Raw genomic sequence first — 25,774 nt, forward strand, 5'->3', positions numbered from 1 at the left:
GATGCGCGTGCTGTTCGTCGACGACGAGACGCAGGCGCTGGCCGGCCTGGAGCGCACCCTGTTCATGGCCGAGCGCGGCTGGGAGCTGGCCTTCGCCGCTAGCGGCGCCGACGCGCTGCGCGCGTTGCGCACGCAGCCCGCCGACGTGGTGGTCTCGGACATGCGCATGCCGCTGCTGGACGGCGCCGAGCTGCTGCGCCGGATGCGCGACAGTTGCCCGCGCAGCGTGCGCATCCTGTTGTCCGGGCAGACCGACCAGGACGCGGCGCTGCGGGCGCTGGACGTGGCGCAGCAGTTTCTGCTCAAGCCCTGCGACGGCGATGCGCTGATCGGCGTGATCGACCGCATGGCCGCGCTGCGGCGGCTGCTCGACGCGCCGACGTTGCAGGCGGCGGTCGGCCGCATCGGCGGGCTGCCGGCGGCGCCGCGCCTGCACGCGCAGTTCGAGAGCCTGCTGCACGATCCGCAGGCCGATGCCGCGCAGGTGGCCGCGGTGGTGCAGGCCGATCCGGCGCTGGCGGCGAAGGTGCTGCAACTGGCCAACTTCGGCTTGTTCGGCGACGGCCAGCCGGTGGCGGGGATCCACGATGCGGTGCGCCGGATCGGGCTGGGGCTGCTGCGCACGCTGGCGTCGGCCAGCGATGCCTTCCAGCGCGATGCCGCCGGCGCGGCCGAGGCGAGCGGCGTCGTTGCATTGCGCGCCTCGCGGCTGGCCACGGTGATCGGCGCGGACCATGCCGCCGAGGACGTGGTCGCAACCGCGGCCCTGCTCGCCGACATCGGCGCGCTGCTGCCCGGGATCGCGCGGCTGTGTCGCGAGGCGGATCCGCAGGGATGCGGCGTGCCGTCGGTGGCGGAGGTCGGCGCCTATCTGCTTGGGATATGGGGGCTGCCCGCGGCGGTGGTGGAGGCGGTGGCGCATCACCGCCATCCGCAGCGGGCCGCGCAGTGCCGGTTCGAGGCGGTCGGGGTGGTCCACGTGGCGGTGGCGTTGGCGCACGGGCAGGCGCCGGACACGGCGTACCTGCAGTCGATGGGCGTGGCCGCGCAGGTGCCGCAGTGGCAGGCGGCGTGCGCGCGGATGCGCCAAGACGAGCATATGCCATGAGCGAACCGATGCTGCCGCGCATCCTGTGCGTGGACGACGAACCCAATCTGCTGGCGGCGGTGGAGCGCAACCTGTTCGGCCAGTTCGACGTGGCCACCGCCACGGGTGGCGCGCAGGCGCTGGAGATCATCGCCGGCGGCGCGCCGTTCGCGGCGATCGTCTCGGACATGCGCATGCCGGGCATGGACGGCGCCACCTTCCTGGCCGCGGCGCGTGCGCTGGCGCCGGACAGCGTGCGCCTGTTGCTGACAGGGCAGACCGACGCACCGTCGGCGATCGCGGCGATCAACCAGGGCGCGATCTTCCGCTTCCTGTGCAAACCGTGCCCGACCGAGGACCTGGTCGCGGTGCTGGAGCAGGCGGTGGCCTTGCACCGCACCACGCTGCTGGAGCGCAGCCTGCTGGAGACCACGCTGGCCGGCACCACGCGCCTGCTCACCGAGGTGCTGTCGATGGTCGCGCCGTGGGCGTTCCAACGCTCGGCGCAGGTGCAGGCCTGCGTCGGCCACGTCACCGCCAAGCTGGCCTGGCCCAATCGCTGGACGGTCGAGGTGGCCGCGGCGCTGAGCCATATCGGCTGCGTCAGCGTGCCTGGCGATGTGCTCCAGCGTGAGATCGCCGGCGCTCCGTTGTCCGAGCAGGAGCAGCAGTTGGTCGATGGTCATCCGCTGGTCGCGCATCGCCTGCTGGCGGCGATCCCGCGCATGCGCCAGGTGGCGGAGATCGTGCGCTACCAGGCCATGCCGCCGCCGACCGACGCCGCACCCGAGGTGCAGCGTGGCGCGCAGCTGCTGCGCGCGGCGCTGCTGGTGGTACGCAACCTGGCGCGCAAGCTTCCGCCGGCGCAGGCGGTGCAGCAACTGCGCCACGTCGAGCCGCCGCTGCCGCCGGATCTGGTCGAGGCGCTGGCCGATCTGAAACTGCACGCGCGCAGCGGTATCCGCAAGGCCATGGTCGGCGATCTGGTGCCGGGCTGGCGCCTGGAGCAGGATGTGGTGTCCAAGCGCGGATTGATGCTGCTCGCGCACGGCAGCGAACTGAGCCTCACCTCGATCCTGGCCTTGCGCAACCTGCAGGCGGCCGGTGCCATCGTCGAGCCGCTGCTCGTCAGCTATGGCGGCGATGCGCAGGGCGACGCGGCGACGTAGGCGGTCGTGGGGTGTCGGGTCGGCGCAGCGTGGACGCGCCCGCGGCGAACACGTCGATGCGCATGCATGTGCGCGACCCGCGCGCGACCACCTGTCGCCGCCGCGGCGCATCCGGCGCGCGACGGCCGCCCCATGCTCACGCCGGCTGCGCAGGCGCCCCGTATCCTTGCGCGTCCTTCCCGGCCCGTGTCGCCCATGAGCTACGCCATCGTCTGGTTCCGGCGCGATCTGCGCCTGCAGGATCACCCCGCGCTGCACGCGGCGCTGGCCGCCGGGCACACGCCGGTGCCGGTCTACATCCACAGCCCCGGCGACGAAGGCGCCTGGGCCGCCGGCGCGGCGTCGCTGAGCTGGCTGAAGCGTTCGCTGGCCGCGCTCGATGCGCAGCTGCGCGCCCTCGGGTCGCGCCTGATCCTGCGCGAGGGGCCGGCCGAGACGGTGCTGCGCGACCTGATCGCCGACTGCGGCGCGGTCGCGGTGCACTGGAACCGCCGCTACGAACCGGCTACCCAGCCGCGCGACGCCCGGCTCAAGGCCGCGTTGCGGGCGCAGGGCCTGGAGGTGCGCAGTCACAACGGCGCGCTGCTGTTCGAACCGTGGCAACTGGCGACCCAGCAGGGCGGCCCGTACAAGGTGTTCACGCCGTTCTGGCGCAGCGCCTTGAGTCATTGGCAACTGCCGGCGCCGCTGGCCGCGCCGAAGACGCTGTCGCCGCCGCCGGCCGCGTTGCACAGCCTGCCGCTGCAGCGGCTCGGCCTGGCGCCCGCGCTCGGGTGGGACCGCGGCTTCTGGGAGGTGTGGCAACCGGGCGAAGCGGGCGCGCACGAGGCGCTGGAGGTGTTCGTCGATGGCGCGCTGCGCGGCTATGTCGAAGGCCGCGACCGCCCGGACCAGGTCGGTACCTCGCGGCTGTCGCCGCACCTGCACTTCGGCGAGATCGCGCCGTGGCGGATCGTGGCCGAACTGGAAAAGCAACGCAGCGCGGCCAGCGGCGCGGCGATCGACGGCTACATCCGCCAGCTCGGCTGGCGCGATTTCGCCCATCATTTGTTGCACCATTTCCCGACCACGCCCGAGCACAACCTCAATCCGCGCTTCGACCGCTTCCGCTGGGTCACGCCGGATCCGGCGCAGCTACGGGCCTGGCAACGCGGCCGCACCGGGGTGCCGATCGTCGATGCCGGCTTGCGCGAGCTGTGGCACACCGGCTGGATGCACAACCGGGTGCGGATGATCGTCGCCAGCTACCTGTGCAAGCACCTGCGCGTGCACTGGTCCGAAGGCGCGCGCTGGTTCTGGGACACGCTGGTCGATGCCGACCTGGCCAACAACACGCTCGGCTGGCAATGGGTGGCCGGCACCGGCGCCGACGCCGCGCCGTACTTCCGCGTGTTCAACCCGGTGACCCAGGCGCAGAAGTTCGATCCGCAGGGGCGCTACATCGCGCGCTGGGTGCCGGAACTGGCGGCGCTGCCGGTCGCCGAGCGTTTCGCGCCGTGGCTGTCGCCGCAGCGCCTGGCCGCGAGCGCGCCGCGTTATCCGCGGCAGCCGATCGTGGACCTGGCCGCCGGGCGCGACGCGGCGCTGGCGGCCTACCGCGCCACCGGCGGCGCCTGAGCGCGGCGCGGCAGTGGCGCGCCGCCGGGTGAACCGCGCCGCGTGCCGCGATTGACGCCCTTCGCCGCGCCATGATTCACTCCGGCCACGCACAGGGAGCATGCATGGCCGCCAGCACAGCCCGCCGCAAGCCGCGGCGCGAACCGATGTCGCGTGTGGATACCGCCTGGCTGCGGATGGAGCGGCCGACCAATCCGATGATGATCACCGGCGTGCTGATGCTCGACGAGCCGCTGTCGCTGCCGCAGTTCAAGCAATTGGTGCGCAAGCGCTTCCTGTCCTTCCCGCGCTTCCAGCAGAAGCCGGTGGACACCGCCACCGGCGCCTACTGGCAGCACGACGACGACTTCGACCTGGATTGGCACGTGCGCCTGTCGGCCTTGCCCGGGCGCGGCGGCCAGAAGGCGCTGGAGCGTTTCGCCGGGCAGATGGCGTCCACGCCCTTGGACAAGACCAAGCCGCTGTGGCAATTCCATCTGATCGAGCGCTACGAAGGCGGTTCGGCGCTGGTCGCGCGCATCCACCACAGCTACGCCGACGGCATCGCGCTGGTGCAGGTGCTGCTGTCGCTGACCGACCTGCAGCGCGTGCCGGACCCGTCCGCGCAACTGGGGCGGGCCTGGCTGAAGGACGACGGCAAGGACGTGGTGCGCCGGGTCGGCGCGATCGACCGCTACCTGAAGCTGGGCGGGCGCATGCTCGACAAGGGCCGCGAGATGTACCAGGACCCGAACCTGGCGCAGATGCTGGCCAGGGAGGGCGGCCTGATCGGCCGCGAACTGGCCAATGCGCTGTTGCTGTCCGACGATCCGCCGACGCTGTTGCGCGGGCGCCTGGGCGTCAGCAAGCGGGTGGCGTGGGCCGAGCCGCTGCGCCTGGACGACGTCAAGGCGGTCGGCCGCGCCTGCGACTGCACGGTCAACGACGTGCTGATGGCGACGATGGCCGGCGCGCTGCGCGACTACATGCTCGAACGCGGCGAGCCGCTGGACGGGGTGACGCTGCGCGCCACCGTGCCGGTCAACCTGCGGCCGCTGGAGCATGCGCGCAAGCTCGGCAACCATTTCGGGCTGGTGTTCCTGGACCTGCCGGTGGGCGAGGCCAATCCGGTGCGGCGCCTGCAGCGCGTCGCCGCGGCGATGCAGCAGCTCAAGCAGTCGCGCCAGGCGATGGTGGTGTTCGGCCTGCTGGCGGCGGTGGGCATGGCGCCGGCGGCGCTGCAGTCGGCGGCGCTGGATCTGTTCAGCCGCAAGGCCAGCACCGTGGCGACCAATGTGCCGGGACCGCAGCAGCCGCTGTACCTGGCCGGCAGCCGGGTGCGCGAGATGATGTTCTGGGTGCCGCAGACCGGGTCGATCGGGGTCGGCGTGTCGATCATGAGTTACAACCACCGCGTGCATTTCGGCCTGATCGGCGATGCGCGGCTGATTCCCGATCCGGATGCGGTGATGCGCCGCATCGGCGCCGAGTTCGACAAGCTGCTGTACCTGGCGCTGATGGGCGACTGGGACCATCCGCTGCAGGCGGCGGACGCCGAGGCCTTGCTGCCGCTTTCCTGAACGCCGCGTCTGCGCCCGAGCCTTGCGAACGGGTCCGTTCATGCGGGTCTCGCGGGCCACTGTTTATGCTTGATCCCACCTCAATTCAGGTTCGGGAGAGCGCGATGAAACGTACCGCCATCCAAGGCATTTCCGTGGCGCTGGCCAGCGCGCTGGTGCTGTCCGCCTGCGCCACCGGCGGCTCCTACGTGCAGCGCGACCAGTACGGCAATCCGACCGAGCAGCAGAACAACCGCACCGGCCGCGGCGCGCTGATCGGCACCGCGGTCGGCGTCGCCGCCGGCCTGCTCAGCGGCAGCAGCGCCACCGAGCGCCGCCAGCACGCGATGATCGGCGCCGGCATCGGCGCGCTCAGCGGCGCGGCGATCGGCAACTACCAAGACCGCCAGGAACGCGCGCTGCGCGAGCGCACCGCCAACACCGGCATCGACGTGCGCCGCGACGGCGACAACATCACCTTGAACCTGCCCGACGGCATCACCTTCGACTTCAACCAGTCCACGCTCAAGCCGCAGTTCTATTCGGCGCTCAACGGCGTGGCCAGGACCCTGGGCGAATACAACCAGACCATGATCGAGGTGGTGGGGCATACCGACAGCATCGGCAGCGACGCGGTCAATCAGCGCCTGTCCGAACAGCGCGCCGCCTCGGTGGCGGCGTACCTGACCGCGCAGGGCGTGCAGAGCGAGCGCATCGAGACGCTGGGCGCCGGCAAGAAGTATCCGATCGCCGACAACAGCACCGAGGCCGGGCGCGCGCAGAACCGCCGCGTCGAGATCCGCGTGGTGCCGCTGCGTTCCTGAGCGCGGCCTGCGCTGGCGTAAACGCGAACGGGCCGCATGCAGCGGCCCGTTCGCGTTTCCGGTTCGGTAGGCTCGCCGCGGCGAGCACAAGGTCGCGCGCCGCGGTGACGCGCGGCGCCGACGCTCAGACCAGCGCTTCCTCCTCCAGTTCCGGCGCCGCCTCGGCGTCTTCCCGTACCTTCGGCAACGGCTGCGGCTGCGGCTGCGGCTGCGCCAGCGACGGCGCCTGGGTGGTCATCGCCACGCCGCCGCACAGGGTGAACTCCGCGCCATCGTCGGCCAACTGATTGGCGAGCTTGGCCGGGCACTGCGCCATCATGTAGCTGACGTCGAAGTTGAGCTTCTCGACCAGGAAATCGACGAAGGCGCGCACCTTCGGCGAGAGCATGCGCCCGCCCGGGAACACCGCGTTGAAGTCCAGGTCCGGCCCGACCCAGCCGCCGAGCACGCGCCGCGCCTTGCCGGCCTCGATCAGCGGCTTGATCGTCGCATCGCTGGCCAGCACCAGGCCTTCGCCGCAGACCAGGCCGCCGATCAGCGCCGCCGAATCGTTGGCCAGCAGGATCGGCTGGATCGGGAACTCGCCGCTCTGCTTGCCGTTGCGCAGCGGCCAGCACAGCCGGTTGCCGCCGTTGCGGCCAGTGCTCAGCGCCAGCGTGCGATGGTGCTGCAGGTCGTCCGGGTGCAGCGGCTCGCCGTGGCGCTCGATGTAGTAGGGACTGGCGAACACCTGGGTGCGGAAGGTGGCGAGCTTGCGCGCGACCATGGTCGAATCCGGCAGCGCGCCCATGTGCAGGGCCACGTCCACGCCCTCGGCGATCGGATCGACCTTGTCGCTGGTCATGACCATTTCCAGGCGCACTTCCGGGTGCTGCTTGTGGAACTCGCCCAGGATCGGCGCGACCCAGGAGATGCCGGCGGAGTAGGGCACGCTGAAACGCAGCCAGCCGCGCGGACCGGCCTGCAACTGGCCGACCGCGCTTTCGGCTTCCTCCAGTTCGCGGGCGATGCGCTGGCAGTGCTCGTGATAGACCGCGCCGGCCTCGGTCAGCCCCAGGCGGCGCGTGGTCCGGTGCAGCAGGCGCGCGCCCAGCCGCGCCTCCAGGTCCTGCACCTTGCGGCTGACGGTGGTCTTGGGCAGGCCGAGCGCATTGGCCGCGGCGATGAAGCTGCCTTGCTCGACCACCTTGACGAAGATCAGGGTGTCGTTCAGATCGTGGGTCATGGCGGATTCCTGAGGGAATGGGAGGATTGGACCGGTGACGGGACGATTATTCCCCTTAATTCGGACTAATCAAGTGCGACTTTGACGCCTAATTTGTACGCATCCGCCGCCAGCCAGGCCATTTGCCCATGTCGATGCGCACTCTGTTCCAGTTTTTCCTGGGCGCTCGCCGCCCGAACCAGCTAGATGGTACGCCGATCGACGCCGTGGAAACCGGTTACCCGCGTGCATTTCGTGAATTCACGCCGCCGCCGCGGCGCCAGGCCGGCAGCGCGTTGCAGCTGGGCCAGTCCGCTGGTGGCCGGCTTGGGCGAATCGCGATTGTCCCGTTTGCGGGAGTAAAAGTCCCGTGAGCGGGATGTTGGACCCCGAGGTGCTGGTGCTCGGCGGCACTGGCAACATCGGGCTCGGCGTGGTCGCTGCCCTGCTCGAAGCCGGCAGCCCGGTGCTGGCGGTGGCGCGCGAGCGTGGCCGCCTGCGCGCCTTGCGCGACCGCTACAGCGACGAGCCGGCGCTGGACACGCTGTCGGGCTCGGTGGCCAACGACGCCACTGCCGCGGCCCTGGCCACCGCGGTGGCGCAACGTACGCGCCCGCTGGCCGGCATCGTCGCCTGTCTCGGCAGCCCGCTGCGCGCCGGGCGCCTGCTCGACCAGCCGCTGAGCGCCTTGCGCCGGCGCCTGGACGCCGACCTGCTGCCGCAGCTGGCCGCGGCGCGGCACCTGCTGCCGCTGCTGGCGCAGGCCGAGCGCGGCGGCCGCTACCTGCTGCTGGGCAGCCCGTGCGCGCTGCGCGCGTGGGCCGGGCACGGCGACAGTTCGGTGGTCGCCGCGGCGATCCGCATGCTCGCCCAGGTCCTGCACGAAGAGGCCAAGCCGCTGGGCGTGCGTGTGCAGTTGCTGTCGCTGACCCAGCCGGTGTGCCGCGGCGATGCCGCCGCGGACGATTGCCCGGAGTGGTTCACCGCGCTGAGCGTGGGCCGCGCCGCGGTGGCGCTGCTCGCCGACGACGGCGTGCCCGGCCGGGCCGTGGTCGAGGTCGACAAACGCCAGTACGCGCAGCCACGCACTTCCTTGATGACCGCCGCCCCTTTTTCCCCTTCCACTCACCAGGTGTTTCCATGAACCCCATTCCCATGTCTCTCCCGTCCCCGCCGCGCGCCTGGCGCCCGCTGGCGATCGCGCTGCTGACCCTGGCCCTGGCCGCCTGCGGCGGCAAGGCCGATGGTCAGGGCGCGCCGCCGCCGCCGGCGGTCGGCGTCGCTCCCGTCCTGCAAAAGGAAATCAGCCAGTGGGACGAGTTCAGCGGCCGCGTCGAGGCGGTCGAGCACGTCGACCTGCGCCCGCGCGTGTCCGGCTACATCGACAAGGTCAACTATGTCGAAGGCCAGGAAGTGAAGAAGGGCGACGTGCTGTTCACCATCGACGCGCGCAGCTACCGCGCCGAACTGGCGCGCGCCAATGCCGATCTGGCGCGGGCGCGCACCCAGGCCACGCTCAGCGGCAGCGAGGCGGCGCGCGCCAAGAAGCTCTCCGACCAGCAGGCGATCTCCACCGAGAGCTGGGAACAGCGCCACGCCGCCGCGGAACAGGCCAAGGCCGATGTGCTCGCCGCGCAGGCCGCGGTGGACAACGCGCGCCTGAACCTGGAATGGACCCAGGTGCGCGCGCCGATCGACGGCCGTGCCGGACGCGCGATGGTCACCGCCGGCAACCTGGTCAGCGCCGGCGACAGCGCCAGCGTGCTGACCACGCTGGTGTCGCTGGACAAGGTGCACGTGTACTTCGATGCCGACGAAGGCACCTTCCTGCGCTATGCGCAGATGGCGCGCAAGGGCGAGCGGCCGAGCGAGCGCGACGGGCAGTTGCCGGTGCAGATCGGCCTGGTCGGCGAGGACGGGTTCCCGCATGCCGGCAAGGTCGATTTCCTGGACAACCAGATCGCCCGCAGCACCGGCACCATCCGCGTCCGCGCGGTGCTGGACAACGCCGAGCGCACCTTCACCCCGGGCCTGTTCGCGCGCGTGCGCCTGCTCGGCAGCGGCCGCTTCAAGGCGCTGCTGATCGACGACCGCTCGGTGCTGACCGACCAGGACCGCAAGTACGTGTACGTGGTCGACAAGGACGGCAAGGCGCAGCGCCGCGACGTGCAACTGGGGCGCGACGCCGAAGGCCTGCGCATCGTGCTGGGCGGGCTGAACCCGGGCGACCGGGTCATCGTCGACGGCGTGCAGAAGGTGTTCATGCCGGGCATGCCGGTCCAGGCCAAGCCGATCGCGCTGGCCACCGCCTCGCCGGCCGCCGCACCCAAGACGGTCGCGCTCGACTGAGTCGTCCCGACTGACGCGGGCGGCGCGCGCAGCGCCGCAGGCCAGTCGCATTGGCGGCCGGCCATTGCCGGCCGGACCGCTGCGGTGGTCCGGCGCCGCCGCCGCATTGCCCGCGTTTCCGTTCGGCCACCCGATCCATCCCGTTTCCAGGACCACCACCCATGGACTTTTCCAGATTCTTCATCGACCGGCCGATCTTCGCCGCCGTGCTGTCGATCGTCATTTTCGCCGCGGGACTGATCGCGATCCCGATGCTGCCCATCGGCGAGTATCCCGACGTGGTGCCGCCCTCGGTGGTGGTGCGCACGGTGTATCCGGGCGCCAACCCCAAGGTCATCGCCGAGACCGTCGCCACGCCGCTGGAAGAGGCGATCAATGGCGTGGAAGGCATGATGTACCTCAAGTCGGTGGCCGGCTCCGACGGCGTGCTGCAGATGACCATCACCTTCCGTCCGGGCATCGACCCCGACGACGCCGCGGTCAAGGTGCAGAACCGCGTCGCCCAGGCGCAGGCGCGCCTGCCCGAGGATGTGCGCCGGCAGGGCGTGACCACGCAGAAGCAGTCGCCGACCTTCCTGATGGTGGTGCACCTGACCTCGCCCAAGGGCAAGTACGACACGCTGTACCTGCGCAACTACGCGCGCCTACACGTCAAGGACGCGCTGGCGCGGATCCAGGGCGTGGGCGATGCGCAGGTGTTCGGCGGCGGCGACTACGCGATGCGCGCCTGGCTGGACCCGGAGCGCATCGCCGCGCGCGGGCTCACCGCCGGCGACGTGGTCGCGGCGATGCGCGAGCAGAACGTGCAGGTGTCCGCCGGCCAGCTCGGCGCCGAGCCGATGCCCGAGAGCAAGTTCCTGACCCTGATCAACGCCCAGGGCCGCCTGCGCAGCGAGCGCGAGTTCGCCGACATCGTGCTCAAGGTCGGCGCCGACGGCGAAACCGTGCGCCTGGGCGACGTCGCGCGTCTGGAGCTGGGCGCCGGCGACTACACCCTGCGTTCGCAGCTGGACGGCAAGAACGCGGTCGGCATCGGCATCTTCCAGGCGCCGGGCGCCAATGCGCTGCAGATCCGCGACCAGGTCATCGCCGAGATGGACACGCTGACCAAGCAGTTTCCGGACGACGTGAAGTACGAGGCGGTGTACGACACCACCATCTTCGTGCGCGATTCGATCAGCGCGGTGGTGCACACCCTGCTGGAAGCGGTGCTGCTGGTGGTGCTGGTGGTGATCCTGTTCCTGCAGACCTGGCGCGCCTCGATCATTCCGCTGATCGCCGTGCCGGTATCGGTGGTGGGTACCTTCGCCGCGCTGTACGTGCTGGGCTTCTCGATCAACACCCTGACCCTGTTCGGCCTGGTGCTGGCGATCGGCATCGTGGTCGACGACGCGATCGTGGTGGTGGAGAACGTGGAGCGCAACATCGAGGAAGGGCTGAGTCCGCTGGCCGCCGCCCACCAGGCGATGCGCGAGGTGTCCGGCCCGATCATCGCGATCGCGCTGGTGCTGTGCGCGGTGTTCGTGCCGATGGCGTTCCTGTCCGGCGTGACCGGCCAGTTCTACAAGCAGTTCGCGGTGACCATCGCCATCTCCACGGTGATCTCGGCGATCAACTCGCTGACCCTGTCGCCGGCGCTGGCCGCGCGCCTGCTGCGCGCGCACGACGCGCCCAAGGACGCGCCGTCGCGGCTGATGGAGCGCCTGTTCGGCGGTTGGCTGTTCCGTCCGTTCAACCGCTTCTTCAACCGCAGCTCCGATCGCTACCAGGGCAGCGTGTCGAAGATCCTGGGCCGTCGCGGCGTGGTGTTCGTGGTCTACCTCGGCCTGCTCGCGGTCACCGGCGTGATGTTCAAGGCGGTGCCGGCCGGCTTCATCCCGACCCAGGACAAGATGTACCTGATCGCCGGCGTGAAACTGCCCGAAGGCGCCTCGCTGGAACGCACCGACGCGCTGCTGCGCAAGGTCACCACCATCGCCATGCAGACCGACGGCGTCGAGCACGCGATCTCCTTCCCGGGACTGAACGCGCTGCAGTTCACCAATACGCCCAACACGGGCGTGGTGTTCCTGACCTTGAAGCCGTTCGCCAAGCGCCATCGCAGCGCGCTGGAGATCAACGCCGAAATCAACCAGCGCGTGTCCCAGCTGGGCGAGGGCATGGCATTCGCCTTCATGCCGCCGCCGATCCTGGGCCTGGGCAACGGCAACGGCTACCAGTTGTTCATCGAGGACCGCGCCAACCTGGGCTACGGCGCGTTGCAGAACGCGGTCAACGCGATGCAGGGCGCGGTGGCGCAGACCCCGGGCATGAGCTTCCCGATCGGCACCTACCAGGCCAACGTGCCGCAGCTGGACGCGGAAGTCGACCGGGTCAAGGCCAAGGCGCAGGGCGTGGCCCTGACCGACCTGTTCGACACCCTGCAGACCTATCTGGGCTCGGCCTACGTCAACGACTTCAACCAGTTCGGCCGTACCTGGCAGGTGATCGCCCAGGCCGATGCGCCGTTCCGCGAGAGCGTGGAGGACATCGCGCGGCTGCGCACCCGCAACGCCGCCGGCGAAATGGTGCCGATCGGCTCGATGGTGACGATCAAGCAGAGCTTCGGTCCGGACCCGGTGCTGCGCTACAACGGCTATCCGGCGGCCGACCTGGCCGGCGAGGCGGATGCGCGCATGCTGTCCTCGGCCGAGGCCATGGCCAAGATCACCCAGCTCGCCAAGCAGGTGCTGCCCAACGGCATGGAGATCGAGTGGACCGACCTGAGCTACCAGCAGGCCACCCAGGGCAAGGCCGCGCTGGTGGTGTTCCCGCTGGCGGTGCTGCTCGCGTTCCTGGTGCTGGCCGCGCTGTACGAAAGCTGGACGCTGCCGCTGGCGGTGATCCTGATCGTGCCGATGACCCTGCTGTCGGCGCTGTTCGGCGTGTGGTTGACCGGTGGCGACAACAACGTGTTCGTGCAGGTCGGGCTGGTGGTGCTGATGGGCCTGGCGTGCAAGAACGCGATCCTGATCGTCGAGTTCGCCCGCGAGCTGGAGCTGCAGGGCAAGGGCATCGTCGAGTCGGCGCTGGAAGCCTGCCGCCTGCGTCTGCGTCCGATCGTGATGACCTCCATCGCCTTCATCGCCGGCACCGTGCCGTTGGTGTTCTCGCATGGCGCCGGCGCGGAAGTGCGTTCGGCCACCGGCATCACCGTGTTCGCCGGCATGCTGGGCGTGACCCTGTTCGGCCTGTTCCTCACCCCCGTGTTCTACGTCGCCCTGCGCAAGCTGGCCGGGCGTCCGCTGGTGTCGCATGCGCCGGCGCACGCCGCCGATGCGCCGAGCCACGCCTGATCCCTTCCATCCCGCATTCAAGGACATTCGCATGAGCACGACCCAGAAAATCGCCCTCGTCACCGGCGCCACCCGCGGCATCGGCCTGCACACCGTGCGCCAGCTGGCCGAAGCCGGCGTGCACACCCTGCTGGCCGGCCGCGATTCCACCCGCGCCACGGCCGCCGCGCTGGAACTGCAGGGCGAAGGCCTGCCGGTGGAAGCACTGACCCTGGACGTCACCGACGCCGCCAGCATCGCCGCCGCGGTGGCGATGGTGCAGGCGCGCCACGGCCGCCTCGACATCCTGGTCAACAACGCCGGCATCATGATCGACGACATGAAGCTGGCGGTCTCGCAGCAGAGCCTGGACACCTGGCGCACCACTTTCGACACCAACGTGTTCGGCCTGATCGCGGTGACCCAGGCATTCCTGCCGCTGCTGCGCGCCGCGCCGGCCGCGCGCATCGTCAACGTCTCCAGCCTGCTCGGCTCGTTGACGCTGCACAGCCAGCCCGGCTCGCCGATCTACGACTTCAAGGTGCCGGCCTACAACGTCTCCAAGAGCGCGGTGAACGCGTGGACCGTGCAGCTGGCCTACGAACTGCGCGACACCCCGATCAAGGTCAACACCATCCACCCCGGCTACGTGAAGACCGACATGAATGCCGGCGAGGGCGAGCTGGAGGTGGCCGACGGCGCGCGCAGCAGCGTGATGATGGCGCTGCTCGACGCCGACGGCCCGACCGGCAGCTACACCCATGTCGGCCAGGTGCTGCCATGGTGATCCGTCCTGTCATCGGCGCGCTGGCGCTGGCGCTGCTCAGCGCCTGCGCCAGCGTCGGCCCCAACTACCGCGCGCCGGAACAGGCGCCGGTGACCCTGCAGGGCGCGGCGGCGCCGGTGTTCGCCAGCGACTCGCCGGTGGCGTCGTGGTGGGCGCAGTTCGACGATCCGGTGCTGGAGCAACTGGTGCACGAGAGCCTGGTCGCCAACCTCGACCTGCGCATCGCCCTGTCGCGCGTGCACCAGGCCCGCGCGGCCTTCGCCGAGCGGCGCCTGGACCAGGCGCCGCACGTCACCGCCGACGGCAGCTACAGCCGCGGCAAGGCGCCGGATCCGAACGCCGGCGGCGCGCGCGTGCTGACCGAAAGCTACAGCCTCGGCTTCGATGCGGGCTGGGAACTGGACCTGTTCGGGCGCCAGCGCCGTGCCAGCGAAGCGGCGCGCGCCGACCTGGAAGCCGAGCAGGCCGGCATGGCCGATGCGCAGGTGACCGTGGCCGCGGAAGTGGCGCGCAACTACTTCGAGCTGCGTGGCGCGCAGAAGCGCATCGCCGTGGCGCGCACCACGCTGGAGAACCTGCGCGATACCCAGCGCCTGACCGAGACCCGCCTGCAATTGGGCGCCGGCAGCGAACTGGACGTGCAGAGCAGCCGCGCCCGGCTGAAGGCGATCGAGGCCGACATCCCGCTGCTGGAAGTGAGCGAGGCGCAGGCGCGGCATCGCCTGGCGGTGCTGCTCGGGCGCACCCCTGGTGCGCTGGATGAGCTGTTGGCACCACGCGACACGCCGGCCTACGCACGGGCATTGCCGCTGGGCGACACCACCCAGTTGCTGCGCCGCCGCCCGGACGTGCGCATCGCCGAACGCCGGTTGGCGGCGGCGACCGCCCGGGTCGGCGTGGCCACCGCCGACCTGTTTCCGCGGATCAGCCTCAGCGGCTTCGTCGGCTTCTTGTCCGGCGATGCCGGCTCGCTGCTGCAGGGCAGCAGCAAGGCCTGGTCGCTGACCCCGTCGATCAGTTGGGCGGCGTTCGACTTCGGTACCGTGCGGGCGCGGCTGCGCGCCAGCGAAGCGCAGGCCGACGGTGCGGCGGCCGATTACGAGAAGACCGTGCTCGGCGCGCTGGAGGACACCGAAAACGCCTTGACCGCCTACGCCAAGCAACAGGCGCGGCTGGCGATCGTCGTCGATCAGGCGCAGGCCGCACGGCGCGCGGCGGCGCTGGCGGAGATCCGCTACCGCGAGGGGTCGGAGGACTTCCTGACCCTGCTCGACAGCCAGCGCACGCAACTGGCGGCCGACGATGCGCTGGCCGACGCCGAGGCGCAGGTCAACGTCGGCGTGGTGCGGGTGTACAAGGCGCTGGGCGGCTGGGGCCAGGACGCGGTGATGCCGCAGGACGTGGCGCTGGCGCCGCCATCGGCGCCGATGGCGCGGTCGCGCTGATCGCGGTCGGGATGGCGGGCGAGGGTGCTGCGGCGGCAACGCCGCAGTGCTCGCGTGGGGTACACGTGACGGCACGTTGGCTGTGGTGTGGTCGCATTGCCGTGCATCGAGCGCTATCTCGCGCAGACCGCCTCGCCGCGCGCAGTCACGGCTGTCGCGGCGGCTGGCCGTCCTGCGGCACGTCCTCGGCCACCACGTACATGTCGCGTCCGCCGTTCTTGGCCTGGTACAGCGCCGCGTCGGCGCGCGAGAACCAGTCCTGCCAATGCAGTTCGTCGCACAGCATCGCCGCGCCGAAGGAGACGGTGATGCGGCCGCCGGGACCGCGCAAGGTCTCGCGTACGACCTGGTGCAGGCGCTCGCTGAAGCGGATCAACTCGTGGCGCGACTGCAGCCGCGCCACCACCACGAACTCCTCGCCACCGAAGCGGAAGACTTCGTCCGGCGCGCGCACCTCGAAGCGCAGCAGCGCCGCCAGTTCGGCCAGGGTCGCGTCGCCGGCGGCGTGGCCGTAGAGATCGTTGATCACCTTGAAGTGGTCGATGTCCAGGACCACCAACCCGTGCCGACGTTGCTTGCGACGCGGATCGGCCATGCGCTGCGACAGGCTGCGCTCGAGCATGCGCCGGTTCGGCAACCCGGTCAGCGCGTCGTGCGACGCCAGTTGTTCCAGGCGCAGGCGATCCTCCTCCAGGCGCAGCGACAGCATGTAGCCCAGGCCGGTGATCAGCAGCGACACCGCGATCAGCGAGAAAGCGAGTTCGGTGCCGGGGATCGCGCCCGGGCCGCTCGAGGTGAACAGCAGGATCACGATCAAGGTGACGTTACAGGCCAGTCCCACATTGCGCGCGACGATGAAGAAATTGCTCATCATCGCCAGGTACAGCCACGGAATCGCGGCCTGATGCAGCGCGTGGCCGACCAGCGCGCTGCCGAGCAGCCAGCTCAGCGCCAGCAGCGCGTCCATGTGGGTGTCGGCGCGGCGCAGCGCCAGCCACGTCGCCAGCGCCGCCAGCGCGGCCACGCCGATTCCGGCCGCGGCCATCCACGGCTGCGCGTTCGAGAACTGGTAGATACCGAACAGCAGCAACAGCCCGGCCGTGGTCGGCCCGAGGATCCTGATCAGGCCGAGCCGGAACTGGTGCTGCATCGAGACGCTCACGGCGGCAGCAGATCCAGGTCGGCGCGCACGGTCCGACGGCGGCCGTTGGCCGCTGGCCGGCGGCGCTGGTAGAGCGGGGCGTGCGTGCGCATGAACGGCCGGCGTGGTGGCGACGCGGTTACGGTTCGGCGCTGCCGAGCAATCGCAGCCCCTCTGGCTTCAGCGCAAGGTCGCCGTCCTCGCCCTGCGCGGCATAGCCCTGCCGCACCGCCCAGTTCGCCTCCTCCTCGCTGACCGGGGTGGTGGCATGGATGTCGTGCAGGATGCGAAGCTGGTCGCGGGTCAATTGCATGGCGCACCGTGGTCGGCGAATCGAGGGCAATACCGTACAGGCCGAGCGTGATGGGGATGTCGCCGCTGTCGCGGCCATGCACGCCCTTCGTGCCGTGCCGCCTGCCGGTTGTGACACCGTGCGGACACGCCGCGAGGACATCATCGTAACGCCTGCCGACCCATCATATGTTCACCAGCTGTGCGGCCGAGGTCATTCCGGGGCTGCTTCAAGGATGCAGGCATCCGCGGCTGGACCATCTTTCCTCGTGCACCGGCAGGCGCCTCGCCTGCCGGTGCGTTTGTGTGTCCGTCCACGTCCAGGGCGTTCGCGATACGCCAGTCGGTGGCGGTATGCGCCGCGCTGCGATCGGAGATCGGCGCATTGGCCTGAAAGGCTCGCTCACTAGCAGGCGGTGCCGCGGTAGCGTAGAGCTGATGGCGCATGCCGTGGACGCGATGGCATCTTCAATCGGACGCGTTTTCCCGCATCTCGCGGTGGCCGTCGGTAGATGAGGTCGCGGACGCCGAAGGAAACATGGTGGAGCGTCAGGGCACCTGTACGCGGCGATTGGAGTGGGCAAACCGGTCGCGTGGCAAACGCCGGGCAATAAAAAACCCCTGATAAATCAGGGGTTCTCAAGATGGTGGAGGTGGGCGGAATCGAACCGCCGTCCGAAGGCACTCCATCCCCGGCACTACATGCTTAGCTCATCGTTGGATCTCGCCCCGGAACAGCACGATGTGCGAAGCGCATCCCGGGACCAGCCTGCTTTATTTAGCCAATGGCTGACAGGCAGCCACCACCGGCGATTCCGTGATAATGACCCTACGTCGCGAGCACGGACACAAGCGATTTCGGGGCTAGGCCTTAAGCGGCCAGAGCGTAGTTGTCGTCGTTGGCAACTATAAGTTTGCGGCTGGATTTACGAGGAAAGCTGCCCCCTCGGCATGCGCCAAGCGATTTTGCAACCCCCGTCGAAACCAGTGCACCCCCGGGGACAACGTCAAACGCTGACGTCGCACAGTGTAGGGATCGGGGAGGGCAGTCACAAGTCTTGCGACTGGGGCGGCTTAAGCTGGCTTCACTCGGCGGCCGGCACCGGGCACGTTCCGAGGGCTCTCCCCCACATGGAGCATCGCGATGGCGACCAGGCAACAGCGCACGCCCGGCGGCGGGCGCGACCGCAAGCGTGCGACCGCGGCAACCGCGTCCACCGAACAAGCGGCATCATCGAATACGACCAACGCTGCCGACCCCGCGCCGCCGGCGAAGCGGGGCGACGCGGCCAGGAAGGCGGCGCCGCCGAACAAGAGCGCTGTCAGGCCGACCCGCGCGCAGTCCACCAAACAAACGGCCGCCAGTGCGGACAAGCGCGGCCGGGAGCGTGTGGCGACGTCGGCCAGTACCAAGCCTGCGGCGCCCAAGTCGCGAGTGGCGAAGACCGCCAGCGCGGTAGGTGCGGCCAAATACACGCGGCCTGCTTCCGCGGACGCCGCTGTCACCAAGGCCGGATCCGCCGCGCCGTTGCGGCGCAATCCCAATCCGACCGCCGCGACCAGGCGCGCAGCGCCTGCGTCCGTGGACGCCGACGCCGCGATGGCCGCCGCCGGGCCGCTCGTCCCGGCGGCGCGCATGCCCCGTCCCAAGGCCACTGGCGAAGGCTCGCTGGCGCAGGGCAGGGCGCGCACGGTCGTCTACATCCACGGCATCGGCAACAAGCCGCCGGCCGAGGTGTTGCGCTGCCAGTGGGACCGTGCCCTGTTCGGCCGCGCGATGGGCGAGCGCACACGCATGGCCTACTGGGTCAACCGCGAACGCTATCCGTCGCCGGAGCCGGGCGACTGCCAGGATCAGGACCGCGGGCCGGTGCTGAACCAGGCCGAGCAGCGCGTGCTGAGCGCGCTGGGCGTGGTTCCGCAACTGGCCGATCTACGCCAGCTCGCCGACACGCTGGCCGGTAGCGACGCCGAGCGCGCGCGGCTGCACCAACTGCTGGACGAAGTGGAGACTGCGGCGCCGGCACCAGCCGCGGCGACCGCCGATGTACATGCGCAGGGTGTGATCGACGTGCTCAACCGCGCGCTGCTCAAGCTGATCTCCGCGGCGCTGCTGCAGGACGTGCACGACTTGTTCTTCGTGCCGGCGCGGCGCACGCAGATGCGCGAGAGCCTGCTGCAGCGCATCCGCGCCGGCGGTGGCCCGTTCGTGGTGATCGCGCACAGCCAGGGCTCGCTGATCGCCTACGACGTGCTGCGCGAGCTGCAGCCGCAGGAGTGCGAGGTGTCGCTGCTGCTCACGCTCGGCTCGCCGCTGGGGTTGCCGGTGGTGCGCAGCATGTTCAAGGCGTGGACCGGCACGCCGAAGCTGCCGTTTCCGCCCTGCGTGGCGCGCTGGGTCAACGTCGCCGAGCGGCGCGACCCGGTGGCCCTGGACGACGATCTCGGCGACGACATCGCCGATGCCGCTGGCCGCTTCCACAACATCGCCGGGTCGAAGATCAACCCGGATTGGCAGCACAACCCGCATTCCGCCGCCGGCTACCTGTCCATCCCCGACGTGCGCGCCGAGGTGCGGCGCGCGGTGGGGGTGGGCTTCGATCAGCCGATCGCGCATCCGGTACTGATCAAGGACCTGTCCGACCAGTTGGAGGCGCGCGCGCCAGACTATCGGCATGAAGTACTCATCGAGCTGGAGCGGTTGTCCGAGGCCGGCGATCCGGCGCAGCGCAAGCATGAGCTGATCGCCGCGTTGCGCACGCTCACCGAGGCCTCCACGGGCCTGCACGGCGAGGCGCTGGATGCGCAGATCGAACTGGAGGACACCCTGCAGCGCTACGTCTCGGCGCGGTTGACCCGGTTCGAGATCGAGAGCCTGCGCGAGCGCTATCGCGACCTCAACCTGAAGCGTTTGTGGCGTGATGCCGGCAAGCGCGCGCTGATCTACCAGTCGCGCAGCACTATCCAGGTGGACGCGGCGCAGGTGGCCTATCGCGCGTTAGGCGCCGGCATCGGCTGGGCGGTGCTGGACAGCGGCATCGCCGCGGCGCATCCGCACTTCCACGCCGCCGGGCAGCCGCCGACGGTGCTGGCCCAATGGGACTGCACCCAGCGTGGACGTCCGCGCGCGTTGCGCCCGGGCGAGGCCGGCTTCGACACCCTCGACGGCAATGGCCACGGCACCCACGTGGCCGGCATCATCGCCGGGCAATGCGCCGCGCCGTTGCCCGGCGCGTTGGCTGCAGCGCCGCTGCAGTTCGCCGCTATGGCGCCGCTGGCGCGGCTGTACGGGCTGAAGGTGCTGGACGACGACGGCAACGGCCGCGACTCCTGGATCATCAAGGGCGTGCAGCAGGTGGCCGAACTCAACGAGCGTGCCGGCGAACTGGTGGTGCACGGGGTCAACCTGAGCCTGGGTGGCTACTTCGATGCCGAGAGCTACGGTTGCGGCTTCACCCCGCTGTGCAACGAACTGCGCCGGCTCTGGCGGCAGGGCGTGGTGGTGGTGATCGCGGCCGGCAACGACGGCCTGGCCTGGCTGATGCAGGGCGATGGCGAGGCCTACCCGCTGAACCTGGACCTGAGCATCGGCGACCCCGCAAACTTGGAGGAATCGCTGGCGGTAGGCTCGGTGCACAAGAGCAGCCCGCACAGCTATGGCATTTCGTATTTCTCCTCGCGCGGCCCAACCGCCGATGGCCGCTACAAGCCCGATCTGGTCGCGCCGGGCGAAAAGATCCTGTCGGCGCACCATGCCTTCGCGCTCGACGAGCCAGGCACCTGGATGGTGGAGATGAGCGGCACCAGCATGGCCGCGGCGCACGTCTCCGGGCTGCTCGCCGCGTTCCTGTCGGCGCGCCGCGAATTCATCGGCGCCCCGGACCGGGTCAAGCAACTGGTGCTGGCGCAGTGCCTGGACCTGCAGCGCGATCGCTACATGCAGGGCAGCGGACTGCCGAGTCTGATGCGGATGCTTGGTGGGACGTGAGTGAGTGTGGGGCCGGGATGATCAGCCATTCGGCTGCTGAAAAGCTGGGGATTCGGGATTGGGGATTCGCAACGGCGGTCCCGAGGGCGGTACGGCCTCCCCTGTAGGAGCGGCTTTAGCCGCGACGCGGTGAGGCCGGAATTGGGGATTCGGGAGTGGGGATTCGCAACGGCGGCTCCCTGGGCGGCACGGCCTTCCTCGTGGGGGCGGCTTAGCCGCGACGCCGTGAGTCGGGATTGGGAATTCGTGAGTAGGGATTGGCAAAGCGGTTCTCAGGCCGCATCGCCTTTGATATGGGAATCTGCTTTCCGCGTGGGGATGAGTGCCAGTTTCGGGATGAGGGCATGAAGCGCGCTGGCGCGCCTTCTGAAACCGTCGCGTCCGAAGTACCGCGATTTCGTCGCGTCGCGGCTGAAGCCGCTCCCACCAGTGGATTCATGCCGCCGAGGCGCTCTTGCAGCCGCTGAATTTCGGCGTCACTGCGCTGCGCTCGCGGTTGAGCTTGTGCGCGTGAGAGCCGCTGTTGCGACTCTCCAACGCTGGCTTCCCAATCCCAACCCCGAGCTTAGCGTCTCAAGGCTTAAGCCGCTGCCAGAGAAAAGCCTGGACGGGCGGGAACGTGGGGCCAAGCAGGGAGTCCGCGGTTGCGAATCCCAACTCCCGACTCCCCAATCCCCGCCCCTCAGGCATTCTTGTTATGCCGCCGCATGATCCGCTGCTTGTCGCGTGCCCAATCGCGGTCCTTGGCGGCGTCGCGCTTGTCGTGGTCCTGCTTGCCCTTGGCCAGCGCGATCTCGAGCTTGATCTTGTTCTTGCTCCAGTACATCGCGGTGGGCACCAGGGTGTAGCCGTCGCGCTCGACCCGGCCGATCAGCTTGTCGATCTCGTGCCGGTGCAGCAGCAGCTTGCGGGTGCGGCGGTCGTCGGCGACCACGTGGGTGGAGGCCTGGATCAGCGGGGTGAACTGCGCGCCGAACAGGAACAGTTCGCCCTGGCGCACGAACGCATAGCTCTCGCCGATGTTGGCGCGGCCGGCGCGGATCGACTTGACCTCCCAGCCCTGCAGGGCCAGGCCCGCCTCGTAGCGGTCCTCCAGGTGGTATTCGTGGCGCGCGCGCTTGTTCAACGCGATGGTCTTGTTGGCCGTCGCGCCGTTTGCTTTATCCTTGGCGGGTTTCTTGCTCATCTTGCTATTGTCTCCGATTCGGGGTCCTCCCGAACGTCTTGGTCCACTTTCCCCGCACCGAATGCCTATCATCCGCCGCAGCGCCCTGGTCGAACACCCCGCAACGCGCATGTTCGACCTGGTCAATGATGTCGCCGCCTATCCGCGCCGGTTCGCCTGGTGCGATGCGGCGCACGTGCTCGAGCACAGCGACCAGCTGGTGGTGGCGCGGCTGGACCTGGGGCTTGGCTCGTTCCGCACCTGGTTCACCACCGAGAACCGGCTGCAACGCCCGGACCGCATCGATATGCTGCTGCGCGATGGCCCGTTCAAGCGCCTGCAGGGCCAATGGGAGTTCCAGGGGCTCAGCGACCAGGCTAGCAAGGTCAGCCTGATGCTGGACTTCGAGCCGGCCTCGCGACTGCTCGGGCCGGCGCTGGCGCTGGGCTTCCAGAGCCTGGCCGACCGCATGGTCAACGATTTCGTCCGCGTCGCCGACCGCGAAGACCCGTGAGCGGGCTGCGGGTCCAGGTGGTGCTGGCCTGGCCGGAGCGCTTCCTCGCGCGCGACCTGCACCTGCCCGATGGCGCCACCGTCGCCGATGCCGTGGCGGCGGCCGATCTGGCCGAAGCCACGCCAGGAATGCCTTGCGCGGTGCATGGCAGCATCGCCGCGCCGAACCAACCGTTGCATGACGGCGACCGGGTGGAACTGCTCAGGCCCTTGCTGGCCGATCCGAAGGAAGCGCGGCGCCGGCGCGCGAAACCGCGCTAGCGCCGCCGCGCCACTGCGCGCTTACTCGCCGCGGCGCTGCTTCTTCTTGTCCTTGGCCAGGTTGCGGCCGAACTGACGCACGCTGTTCTTGGCCAGTTCCGAATCGCGGTCCGGGAAATAGTCGCCTTCCCAGCGGGTCACGGTGTCGTTGTCGAAGTACACGACGAAGTTCTTGATCTCGGTCTTGCCCAGGCGATCGACGCGCTCGGTGGAGGTGTAGTCCCAGCGCTGGGCGTGGAACGGATCCGGAATCGACGGCGTGCCCAGCAACGCGCTGACCTGCTGCTTGCTCTGCCCGACCTTGAGCTGGTCGACGGCCCCCTGCTTGATCAGGTTGCCTTGATAGATGGGCTGCTTGTAGATGATCCCGCAGCCAGCGGTGGACAGGGCAACAGCGGCGACCAGCAAGAGATTGCGCATCGGGGACAGTACTGAGGGAAATCAGGTCGATGATACACTTCTGACGACCGCCGCGACCCATTCCCAGGCAGCTGGCGCTAAACCAGCTATGAACGGAGACGCCATGGAATCCCACGACCTGCGCAAAGTCGGCCTGAAGGTGACGCATCCGCGGATGCGCATCCTGGAGCTGCTCGAGCAGAAATCGGCGCGCCACCACATGACCGCCGAGGAGATCTACCGCCAGCTGCTGGACCACGGCGACGAGATCGGGTTGGCCACGGTGTACCGGGTGCTGACCCAGTTCGAGGCGGCCGGGCTGGTGCTCAAGCACAATTTCGAAGGCGGCCAGGCGGTGTACGAACTGGACCGCGGCGGCCACCACGACCACATGGTGGACGTGGACACCGGCAACGTCATCGAGTTCGAAAGCGCCGAGATCGAGGAATTGCAGCGCAAGATCGCCGCCGATCACGGCTATGAGCTGGAAGAGCACTCGCTGGTGCTGTACGTGCGCAGCAAGCGCCCGGCCGGCAAGAAGGGCTGAGGCGCGGCGCCTGGGCGGGGCATCTCGAACCTCGCCTGTGGTATGGCCGCAAGCGCGATGCGGAGCCGGCGCCGTTGGTCGCAGCTGAGGTTGCTTACCATTGGGGGCTGCGACAGGCAGGCTGAAGTTTAGGAGGGACTTCCGTCCTGGCAGTTTCTGGTGCCTGGATGGTTTGAGGGCTTCGTTCGTCGCGGCTGAAGCCGCTCTTACAGGGGTCTGCGAGGGGCCGGCTGGTGCAGTGTGGGAGGGACTTCAGTCCCGACAGCCTCTGCATCTTATGGTTCGACTGCTCCGTTCGTCGCGGCTGAAGCCGCTCCTACAGGGTGCACGCTCGTGGCTGGGTGTTGCGGCTGGGGCTGGGCAGGGGCGGCTTGCCTCGAAGCGGATCCGATCCGAGGCCTGCTGCGGGCTTCCCCGCGCAATAGACGGCGGCCTCAGCCGGCGCTCTGCAGCAGCCGCTTGGCGGCGGCGCGGGCTTCCTTGCTGACCTCGACCCCGCCCAGCATCCGCGCCAGTTCCTCCTCGCGCTGGCGCGGCCCCAATAGCTCGACCGCGCTCTGGGTCATGCCCTCGACCGGCGCCTTGCTGACCCGGTAGTGGGCGTGGCCCTGCGCCGCGACCTGCGGCAAATGGGTCACGCACAGCACCTGGCGCTGCTCGCCGAGCGCGCGCAGCTTCTTGCCGACGATGTCGGCGACGGCGCCGCCGATGCCCGAGTCCACTTCGTCGAAGACCATGGTCGGCACCGCGTCCAGGCCCAGCGCGGCGACCTCGATCGCCAGCGAGATGCGCGACAGCTCGCCGCCGGAGGCGACCTTGCGCAGGGCGCGCGGCGGCTGCCCGGCATTGGCCGCGACCAGGAATTCCACGCGCTCGGCGCCGGTCGGATCGGGGCGCTCGACCTCCTGCGCTTCGAGCTGGATTTCGAAGCGGCCGCCGCCCATGCCCAGTTCGCCGATCAGCGCGGTGGTGTCGCGCGACAGCGCCTGCGCGCCGCGCTGGCGGGTGCCGGTGAGGGCGGCGGCGGCCGTGCGCCAGGCCTGCGCCGCGTGCCCGATCTCCGCGTCCAGTGCGTCCAGCCGTTCGCCGGCACCTCGCAGGCCCTCGACCTCGGCCAGCAGCGCGTCGCGGTGCTCGCCCAGGGTGTCCGGGGTGACCCGGTGCTTGCGCGCCAGGTCGTGCAGCCGGCCGAGCCGGCGTTCCATGTCCTCGAACTGCGCAGGGTCGGCATCGAGGTCGTCGCGGACCCGGTCGATCAGCGCCAGTGCCTCTTCCAACTGGATCGCCGCGCTGTCGAGCAGCGCCTGCACCTCGGCCAGGCGTTCGTCGTACTCGCCGACCTTGCCCAGGTCGTGGCGGGTCTGCTGCAGCAGGTCCAGCACCGCCGGCGCCTCGTCGCCGTTGATCCGCTGCGCGGCGGCCTCGCAGGCGCCGATCAGCGCGGCGGCATGGGCCTGGCGGCGATGGTTGGCATCCAGGGCGGCGATCGCCGCCGGCTCCAGGTCCTCGCGCTGCAGTTCGGCCAACTGGTGTTCGAGGAAGCCGATGCGGTCGCTGACGTCGCCCTGCGCCAGCAGCGCCTCGCGTTCGGCCAGCAGCGCCTGCCAGCGTGTGGCGGCGGCGCGCACCGCGGCGCGTTCGGCCTCGTTGCGGGCATAGGCGTCGAGCAGGCCGAGCTGGCTGCCGCGCGACAGCAGCGCCTGGTGCTCGTGCTGGCCGTGGATCTCGACCAGGCGCCCGGCCAGTTCCGCCAGCTGCGACAGGGTCACCGGCCGGCCGTTGATCCAGGCGCGCGAGCCGCCGTCGGCGCGGATCACCCGCCGTAGCTGGCACTGGTCCTCGTCGTCGAGTTCGTTGTCGCGCAGCCATGCGCGGGCCGGGGCGTCCGCCGGCACGGCGAATTCGGCCGACAGTTCGGCGCGGTCGGCGCCGTGGCGGACCACGCCGCTGTCGGCGCGCAGCCCGGACAGGAAGCCGAGTGCGTCCACCATCAGCGACTTGCCGGCGCCGGTCTCGCCGGACACCACGGTCATGCCAGGGCCGAATTCCAGTTCGGTGCCGCGGACCACGGCGAAATCCTTGATCGAGAGATGTCTGAGCATGGGGGTCGCAAATCCAGGGCCGCGCAACGCTAG

General features: G+C 69.9%; 22 protein-coding genes and 1 other RNA gene. 15 read left to right on the forward strand and 8 right to left on the reverse strand.

Annotation, left to right across the window (positions count from 1 at the left end):
- Nucleotide 1 precedes the first annotated feature (1 nt).
- The 5 genes from AB3X07_RS09195 to AB3X07_RS09215 all read left to right on the forward strand — a co-directional run bounded on the left by AB3X07_RS09195 (nt 2) and on the right by AB3X07_RS09215 (nt 6,235).
- Entirely contained in the window at nt 2-1,108 is a 1,107-nt protein-coding gene (locus AB3X07_RS09195) for an HDOD domain-containing protein (protein WP_369944189.1), read from the forward strand.
- Nucleotides 1,105-2,256 carry an HD domain-containing phosphohydrolase gene (locus tag AB3X07_RS09200; protein ID WP_369944191.1) on the forward strand — a complete coding sequence of 384 codons (1,152 nt, stop codon included), beginning with the start codon at nt 1,105-1,107 and terminating at the stop codon, nt 2,254-2,256. The genes AB3X07_RS09195 and AB3X07_RS09200 overlap by 4 nt, the downstream gene beginning before the upstream one ends.
- A 195-nt stretch (nt 2,257-2,451) precedes the next feature.
- Nucleotides 2,452-3,873 carry a cryptochrome/photolyase family protein gene (locus AB3X07_RS09205; protein ID WP_369944193.1) on the forward strand — a complete coding sequence of 474 codons (1,422 nt, stop codon included), beginning with the start codon at nt 2,452-2,454 and terminating at the stop codon, nt 3,871-3,873.
- 104 nt (nt 3,874-3,977) lie between these two features.
- The gene (locus AB3X07_RS09210; RefSeq protein WP_369944194.1) at nt 3,978-5,432 is read left to right on the forward strand and encodes a WS/DGAT/MGAT family O-acyltransferase; all 1,455 of its coding nucleotides are present in this window, start codon (nt 3,978-3,980) and stop codon (nt 5,430-5,432) included.
- Between the two features lie 104 nt (nt 5,433-5,536).
- Nucleotides 5,537-6,235, forward strand: coding sequence for an OmpA family protein (locus tag AB3X07_RS09215; protein ID WP_369944195.1), 699 nt, complete (start codon nt 5,537-5,539; stop codon nt 6,233-6,235).
- A 124-nt stretch (nt 6,236-6,359) separates the two neighbouring features.
- On the opposite strand, the gene AB3X07_RS09220 is transcribed toward AB3X07_RS09215, so the two are convergent.
- Nucleotides 6,360-7,460: a LysR family transcriptional regulator gene (locus tag AB3X07_RS09220; protein ID WP_369944196.1), complete on the reverse strand. Its 1,101-nt coding sequence runs from the start codon at nt 7,458-7,460 to the stop codon at nt 6,360-6,362.
- Between the two features lie 128 nt (nt 7,461-7,588).
- On the opposite strand from AB3X07_RS09220, the gene AB3X07_RS09225 reads away from it, so the two are divergent.
- From AB3X07_RS09225 to AB3X07_RS09250, 6 genes are all read left to right on the forward strand, one after another.
- Nucleotides 7,589-7,813 carry a hypothetical protein gene (locus AB3X07_RS09225; RefSeq protein ID WP_369944197.1) on the forward strand — a complete coding sequence of 75 codons (225 nt, stop codon included), beginning with the start codon at nt 7,589-7,591 and terminating at the stop codon, nt 7,811-7,813.
- Entirely contained in the window at nt 7,810-8,583 is a 774-nt protein-coding gene (locus AB3X07_RS09230; RefSeq protein WP_369944198.1) for an SDR family NAD(P)-dependent oxidoreductase, read from the forward strand. Before AB3X07_RS09225 ends, AB3X07_RS09230 begins: the two co-directional genes overlap by 4 nt.
- 11 nt (nt 8,584-8,594) lie before the next feature.
- The gene (locus AB3X07_RS09235; protein WP_369944199.1) at nt 8,595-9,788 is read left to right on the forward strand and encodes an efflux RND transporter periplasmic adaptor subunit; all 1,194 of its coding nucleotides are present in this window, start codon (nt 8,595-8,597) and stop codon (nt 9,786-9,788) included.
- A 161-nt stretch (nt 9,789-9,949) separates the two neighbouring features.
- Nucleotides 9,950-13,123 carry an efflux RND transporter permease subunit gene (locus AB3X07_RS09240; protein ID WP_369944201.1) on the forward strand — a complete coding sequence of 1,058 codons (3,174 nt, stop codon included), beginning with the start codon at nt 9,950-9,952 and terminating at the stop codon, nt 13,121-13,123.
- 31 nt (nt 13,124-13,154) lie between these two features.
- Entirely contained in the window at nt 13,155-13,889 is a 735-nt protein-coding gene (locus AB3X07_RS09245; RefSeq protein WP_369944202.1) for an SDR family oxidoreductase, read from the forward strand.
- Nucleotides 13,883-15,334 (forward strand): efflux transporter outer membrane subunit, encoded by a 1,452-nt coding sequence (locus AB3X07_RS09250; RefSeq protein ID WP_369944203.1) that lies wholly within the window; start codon nt 13,883-13,885, stop codon nt 15,332-15,334. Before AB3X07_RS09245 ends, AB3X07_RS09250 begins: the two co-directional genes overlap by 7 nt.
- Nucleotides 15,335-15,479: 145 nt before the next feature.
- Here the strand turns inward: AB3X07_RS09250 and AB3X07_RS09255 are convergent, their stop codons facing one another.
- From AB3X07_RS09255 to AB3X07_RS09270, 4 genes are all read right to left on the reverse strand, one after another.
- Complete coding sequence (locus AB3X07_RS09255) at nt 15,480-16,496, reverse strand: sensor domain-containing diguanylate cyclase (RefSeq protein ID WP_369944205.1); 1,017 nt, start codon at nt 16,494-16,496, stop codon at nt 15,480-15,482.
- A 118-nt stretch (nt 16,497-16,614) separates the two neighbouring features.
- Nucleotides 16,615-16,788, reverse strand: a complete 174-nt coding sequence (locus AB3X07_RS09260) for a hypothetical protein (RefSeq protein WP_369944207.1) — start codon at nt 16,786-16,788, stop codon at nt 16,615-16,617.
- A 623-nt stretch (nt 16,789-17,411) separates the two neighbouring features.
- Nucleotides 17,412-17,763: a transfer-messenger RNA gene (gene ssrA / locus AB3X07_RS09265) on the reverse strand.
- A 77-nt stretch (nt 17,764-17,840) separates the two neighbouring features.
- Complete coding sequence (locus tag AB3X07_RS09270; RefSeq protein ID WP_369944868.1) at nt 17,841-18,404, reverse strand: hypothetical protein; 564 nt, start codon at nt 18,402-18,404, stop codon at nt 17,841-17,843.
- Between AB3X07_RS09270 and AB3X07_RS09275 the strand changes: the two genes are divergently transcribed.
- Nucleotides 18,367-20,754 carry a S8 family peptidase gene (locus tag AB3X07_RS09275; RefSeq protein WP_369944702.1) on the forward strand — a complete coding sequence of 796 codons (2,388 nt, stop codon included), beginning with the start codon at nt 18,367-18,369 and terminating at the stop codon, nt 20,752-20,754. The genes AB3X07_RS09270 and AB3X07_RS09275 overlap by 38 nt on opposite strands.
- 682 nt (nt 20,755-21,436) lie before the next feature.
- On the opposite strand, the gene smpB is transcribed toward AB3X07_RS09275, so the two are convergent.
- Nucleotides 21,437-21,940, reverse strand: a complete 504-nt coding sequence (smpB, locus tag AB3X07_RS09280) for an SsrA-binding protein SmpB (RefSeq protein WP_369937944.1) — start codon at nt 21,938-21,940, stop codon at nt 21,437-21,439.
- A 61-nt stretch (nt 21,941-22,001) separates the two neighbouring features.
- On the opposite strand from smpB, the gene AB3X07_RS09285 reads away from it, so the two are divergent.
- Together AB3X07_RS09285 and AB3X07_RS09290 are read left to right on the forward strand one after the other, a co-directional pair.
- Nucleotides 22,002-22,433, forward strand: coding sequence for a type II toxin-antitoxin system RatA family toxin (locus AB3X07_RS09285; RefSeq protein WP_369944208.1), 432 nt, complete (start codon nt 22,002-22,004; stop codon nt 22,431-22,433).
- Between the two features lie 5 nt (nt 22,434-22,438).
- A complete protein-coding gene (locus AB3X07_RS09290) occupies nt 22,439-22,693 on the forward strand; it encodes an RnfH family protein (protein ID WP_369944704.1) in 255 nt (84 codons plus the stop codon).
- 21 nt (nt 22,694-22,714) lie between these two features.
- Here AB3X07_RS09290 and AB3X07_RS09295 read toward each other — a convergent pair whose 3' ends face one another.
- On the reverse strand, nt 22,715-23,113 hold the full coding sequence (locus AB3X07_RS09295; protein ID WP_369944209.1) for an outer membrane protein assembly factor BamE: 399 nt from the start codon (nt 23,111-23,113) through the stop codon (nt 22,715-22,717).
- Nucleotides 23,114-23,216: 103 nt separating this feature from the next.
- On the opposite strand from AB3X07_RS09295, the gene fur reads away from it, so the two are divergent.
- Nucleotides 23,217-23,639: a ferric iron uptake transcriptional regulator gene (gene fur, locus AB3X07_RS09300; protein ID WP_179565169.1), complete on the forward strand. Its 423-nt coding sequence runs from the start codon at nt 23,217-23,219 to the stop codon at nt 23,637-23,639.
- Nucleotides 23,640-24,073: 434 nt separating this feature from the next.
- Here fur and recN read toward each other — a convergent pair whose 3' ends face one another.
- A complete protein-coding gene (gene recN, locus AB3X07_RS09305; protein WP_369944211.1) occupies nt 24,074-25,741 on the reverse strand; it encodes a DNA repair protein RecN in 1,668 nt (555 codons plus the stop codon).
- Nucleotides 25,742-25,774: the final 33 nt, after the last annotated feature.

It is taken from the genome of Xanthomonas sp. DAR 35659 (assembly GCF_041242975.1).
GTDB lineage: Bacteria > Pseudomonadota > Gammaproteobacteria > Xanthomonadales > Xanthomonadaceae > Xanthomonas_A > Xanthomonas_A medicagonis.